General features: G+C 64.5%; 3 protein-coding genes. 2 read left to right on the top strand and 1 reads right to left on the bottom strand.

The features are described from left to right. Positions 1–224 precede the first annotated feature (224 nt). Positions 225–1,568 carry a PhoH family protein gene (locus AB0M18_RS36295; RefSeq protein ID WP_365765643.1) on the bottom strand — a complete coding sequence of 448 codons (1,344 nt, stop codon included), beginning with the start codon at positions 1,566–1,568 and terminating at the stop codon, positions 225–227. Positions 1,569–3,537: 1,969 nt separating this feature from the next. Between AB0M18_RS36295 and AB0M18_RS36290 the strand changes: the two genes are divergently transcribed. Together AB0M18_RS36290 and AB0M18_RS36285 are read left to right on the top strand one after the other, a co-directional pair. Next, on the top strand, positions 3,538–3,999 hold the full coding sequence (locus tag AB0M18_RS36290) for a deaminase (protein WP_365765645.1): 462 nt from the start codon (positions 3,538–3,540) through the stop codon (positions 3,997–3,999). A gap of 448 nt (positions 4,000–4,447) precedes the next feature. Further along, positions 4,448–4,966: a hypothetical protein gene (locus tag AB0M18_RS36285; RefSeq protein WP_365765641.1), complete on the top strand. Its 519-nt coding sequence runs from the start codon at positions 4,448–4,450 to the stop codon at positions 4,964–4,966. The last annotated feature ends 103 nt before the right edge of the window (positions 4,967–5,069 follow it).

Here is a 5,069-nt window from a genome sequence, read left to right as displayed (position 1 = left end):
CAGCAGCCTCGGCTACCGCAGCCCAGCCGAATACGAGACCGCCCTCGCAGCCTGACCACCACACCAAACGTGTCCGTCAAAGCGGAACAAGCTCAGGCGTGAGTCACGCGTCCCTGCCACCCCATGGCTGGACGGAGGAGCCAACCCAGCAGCCAGTTGGGCACTACCTCCAAGCCCGGTCCTTAGGCCGGGTCAAGTTGACGGTGGGACGCGCGTTGAAGGTCTCATTGCTGTGTCTCCTCCAGCATTTCGGTGACTAGTGCAGCGATTGGTGAGCGTTCGGAGCGGGTCAAGGTGATGTGAGCGAACAGCGGATGTCCCTTGAGCTTCTCCACGACGGCCACGACACCGTCGTACCTGCCCACTCTGAGATTGTCCCGCTGGGCCACGTCGTGCGTGAGTACCACGCGCGAGCCCTGGCCGATTCGGGAGAGCACCGTGAGTAGGACGTTGCGTTCCAGCGACTGAGCCTCGTCCACGATCACGAAGGCGTCGTGCAGGGAACGGCCGCGGATGTGAGTGAGCGGGAGAACCTCCAACAGGTCCCGAGTAAGCAACTCCTCGATCACCTCGCGCGTGGTGACGGCGGAGAGAGTGTCGAAGACTGCTTGCGCCCAGGGGCCCATCTTGTCGGCCTCGGTGCCGGGCAGGTAACCCAGTTCCTGGCCTCCGACCGCATACAGCGGACGGAAGACCATCACCTTGCGGTGCTGGCCCCGCTCTAGAACCGATTCCAGGCCTGCGCACAGAGCCAGCGCTGATTTTCCGGTGCCAGCCCGGCCGCCTAGGGAAACAATCCCGATCTCGCTGTCGAGAAGGAGGTCCAGAGCAATCCGTTGCTCGGCGCTGCGGCCCCTAATGCCGAAGGCGTCGCGGTCTGCGCGTACCACCCGTACCCGGCCGTCCGGGGCTACCCGGCCCAGTGCCCGGCCACGCTCCGAAGTGATCACCAGTCCAGTGTGGCAGGGGAGGCCTTGGAGACCGTCGACTGCCACCGTGCTGTTGGTGCCGGCTTCGAAGAGTGCATCCACCTGGTCGCTGGAGGTCCGGAGTTCGCACATACCCGTCCAGCCGGAGGTACTCGGCAGTTCTGCCCGGTACTCCTCGGCCTGCAAGCCGACTGAGCTCGCCTTGATGCGCAAGGGAAGGTCTTTGGAGACAACAGTGACGTCGACGCCTTCCGCCTGCAGGCTGCGAGCTACTGCCAGGATACGGGTGTCGGCCTCACTGCCGCCGGCTCGGTAGCCGACTGGCAGAACCGACACGTCACAGTGGTTCAGTTCGACACGGACCGTACCGCCCCATTCACCTACGGGGACTGGCTGGTCGAGCCGCCCGTGGCGGACGCGGAAATCGTCTAGTAGGCGCAGTGCCTGCCGTGCGAAGTAGCCCAGCTCCGGGTGGTGGCGTTTGGCTTCCAGCTCGCTTACCACGGCTGCGGGAAGGATGACCTCATGCTCCGCAAACCGCGTCATGGCAAGGGGATCTGCTAGCAGCACGCTCGTGTCGAGAACGTAAGCGCGTCGCCCTGGCTTGCGCCGTGCGTGCCATCCAGTCTCGAATCCCATGGCCCGTCCTTTCCTCCGGTGCCGGTCACATTAGTGAGGCCCGGCGCTGGTGAGCCGCAGCGCGGCCGAGCAAGCGTTCCTGCAGGAGTGCCCTCCACAGTTCCTGACCTGGCCCCAGCACCCGTGAGCAGTGGATACTCAAACAGCTCCTCCGGTTCGGGAGATGCCCCAGTGTTCTGCACCTCCACCGACTGGGCCAGGGGCTACATGTTCAGCGGGGACTCAGGCCCCTCGGAGCCGGTACTGGTTCAAGGCGGTGCAGTGTGCCGGCCGAGGGGGAACGGGCGCAGTGGGCAGGCCTGGCACAGTGACCTTGTTCAGTGTGGCCACTAATCGGGTGATGTGACGAGTGAGGCCCTCAAGTGGTTGAGCGGGATGTCTGACGTCCGCGGCTCTTCGACTCGGGGCCTCGTGGTTCCTTATCGTGCCGGACTCGATGTCCCGCACGCCCTGGTCGCACTGGTGTATCACGGGGACGCCGAGACGGACGCGGGTAGCGATGATCCCCGCAGGCACCCTTGAGGCCATCGCGGTCTCCCCGTCTGCCTCGAACCGGACACCGGCCCCCTGCACGAGACGTCCGGTGCCCAGCGGTCAGGCCCCACACTCCGGATACCTCACCCCACCGGCATGCCGCAGGAATCATGATGGGTCATGTCCCTGGGGGGTGCCCCTATGTGTTTGGTCAAGGTGGTGGGTGCCGGGCGGGCGGCCGTCTGGCACTCTGCCTGCCATGAGCGATGAAGCGCGTGGGCAGGAATCAGTCGATGAGGGCATGCGTCCGTGCGTCTTCTGCAATCACCCTGTTGTGATCGACTGTCTCGACGAATGGGACTGCCCGGTGTGCGGCGTGCGCGATGACGATCAGCCTGAGGATGAGGATGGGGGAGTCCACCGCCTGTGTGCCGTCGGACTCTTGTGTCAGCAGGGCGAGTGCGCCGGCTCATCGGACGCGTCGGGCGGGCAGTCTATTTTTCTTGAGGGGGACACTGCCGATAAGGGGGCGCCAAGGTGAGGGGATCCTTAGGAGGGATCACGGAACGAGATAGTGATCACGGTCCCGATAGCGGCAAGGAATGTTAGGAAAAGGGCCATGCCGCCCTTTTGCTGCTCGGACGCATGGTGTGTTTCGGTGTATCGGGCCATGGCTCGCTCTCCGCGTTCACTATGGATGGAATCGCTCCCGGCGCACTCATGAGGCGTCGAGAACGAGTCGAATTAATGCACAAGAGATACTGCTCGTGCAGTCCCACTAAAGAATGAAATCGCGTAATGTGCCTGAGTAACCGGTACTCGCGCTGGACGCCCCAAGCTCTGCGGAGCAACTTGCCTGCCTGGGCGCCGGAAGCAAGCGACGCGTGTGCCTTGTCAGAACCGCGGCACAGGCCCCGAGATCTAGGGTGGCTGGGCCTGGGGGTCTCAGAACGTCCGACCGGTGGCAAACCATGGTTCGGAACAGCGGCATCTCACGGCTAAGGCGCTCCTGCTACCGCAGGTGACCTGCGCCGCTGGATCGGCAGCACGCCAGTGCCGGGCTCGTCCGAGGTAATCGCTGGGTCGCTGGCCCAGTCGACGGCCCAGGGGAGCGTTCCTTCCTGAACCGGACGGTTTCATGCGGCGGTTTCAGTTTGCTGTGGGTCCCGGGCGGAGACGGGGCCTCCCCGCAATTCAGCCCCACGTGCCCCACCAGCACTGCCTCACCACGTAGGACGCCGTATCTCAATTGGCTCCGGCAAACCAGCTTAGTGAGCATCGGCTACTCATGCAGCGTCAGCGCCGTGCAGCCGACCATACAGACAACACGTCAACGCATGTGCTCCTCGCGCAGCGAGAACACCACGCCTGGCTGATCTTGTCTTAGACGACGGCGGGATCGGACGGGCCGGGCGAGTCTAATCACTACCTGCCCGACGACCGATCGCAGCGCCTGCTGTCTGTGGAAAGGAAGCACTCAGTGGCTCTGATCGATATGGCCATCCGGCAGGCCACGCGCTCCCAGTGCAGACACCGCGTCGGAGCGGTTGTGGCTGCCGGAGCCAGGGTCCTGGCAGGCTCTCCCAACCGGCGTCGGAATGACCCAACGATCGACTTCAGGCATGCGACGTTCCACGCTGAAGAGGCAGCCCTGCGCCGTGCCGGTCGCACTGAGGGAGCCGTGGTGTACGTTGCGCGCGTCAACCGTGCCGGCGTCCCCATGCTCGCCCGCCCCTGTCCGCGCTGCCAGCTAGCACTCGCGGCAGCGGGCATCACCCGCGTTTACTACACCACGGGCCCCACCGAGACCGGCACCATGCTCCTGTTAAAGATCGGCGATGACTTTGACGCCGGCAGCGGATCACCAGCGGACACTACGCGACTCCCGGCCGCGACATCCGACGGGAAAGAGACAGGGGCGGGCTCGCACGAGTGCTCGCCACCAGGGTCCGCCTAGACCGGCCGCGCGCTGCACCAGACGGCCATCTCATGGGGCGTTTCACACAGGCAAAGGCGAGTACGTGGAGCATGCGCGTTGAGGATGCGGCCGATGCCGTGGTAGCCGCGACAAGGGTGGCCACGGCGGAGGCGAACTGCACTCTGAGCCGCCCCAGGGAACCAGAAGGCCGCACCGAGGTATCTGCCGAAGCGATCGGTCCGGCCCGGAAACACCATACGGAGCAGGGCAAGGCAGCAGTTGGATGCGCTGGCGAGTGAAACCCGCTCGCCAGCGCATGCGGCTGAAACCGTCGTGGATAAGCCCCATTAATCACGCAACGATCACCCAGAACAACAACACAGGGACTTTAGTGAATCACTCACGTGTCACACGTATCGGCCCCGCCGCGGCAGTGCTCCTCGCGCTGGTGAGCATCAGCGCTTGCCGAGCAGATGACTACGGAGACATGCCGGACAGCGCACCATCCTCTGTGACCGCGAACCCCGCCACAACTAACCCCTCCCACACGAGCGCCGGACACCACATCGTGGATGTCTCCAAGGCAGGAGGCCTGGAAAAGGTGACCTCCTTCGGCACGAATGCTCCGGTGGACCCAGGCGAACTGCTCAGCGGGATGGCACTTGTGGCAGGCAACTACCGAGATCCCGCAGGAGGCACTCCCGTGCTGTTCATTGGTGTTGACCACGTGCCCGAAGACACGAGCAAGAGGCGAGAGCACCTGTTCCGGGGCATGCTGGAGCACGTCCAATGGGATCCGGAGCTGGGCCAGCCAGAGTCGCAGCCCGTTGACCCGGGACCACTTGGGGGGTCGGTGGAGTGCCTGCTGGCATCGCTCGCAGAGGAGGGGAACGTGCTCTGCGGCTGGGCGGACGAAAAGACCGCAGGTGTAGCCCTCTTCGAGAACATGACGGTTGAGGCCGCGTCGAGAACGTTCGCCGCCATGCGCCGCGACATCGAGCGATGACGACATCTTGAGCTTGTTCCGCTTTGACGGACACGTTTGGTGTGGTGGTCAGGCTGCGAGGGCGGTCTCGTATTCGGCTGGGCTGCGGTAGCCGAGGCTGCTG

Source organism: Streptomyces sp. NPDC051909, assembly GCF_040681095.1.
Classification (GTDB): Bacteria; Actinomycetota; Actinomycetes; order Streptomycetales; family Streptomycetaceae; genus Streptomyces.
The sequence above is the reverse complement of the archived record's forward strand: the minus strand, read 5'-3'. Positions and strand labels throughout refer to the sequence as shown.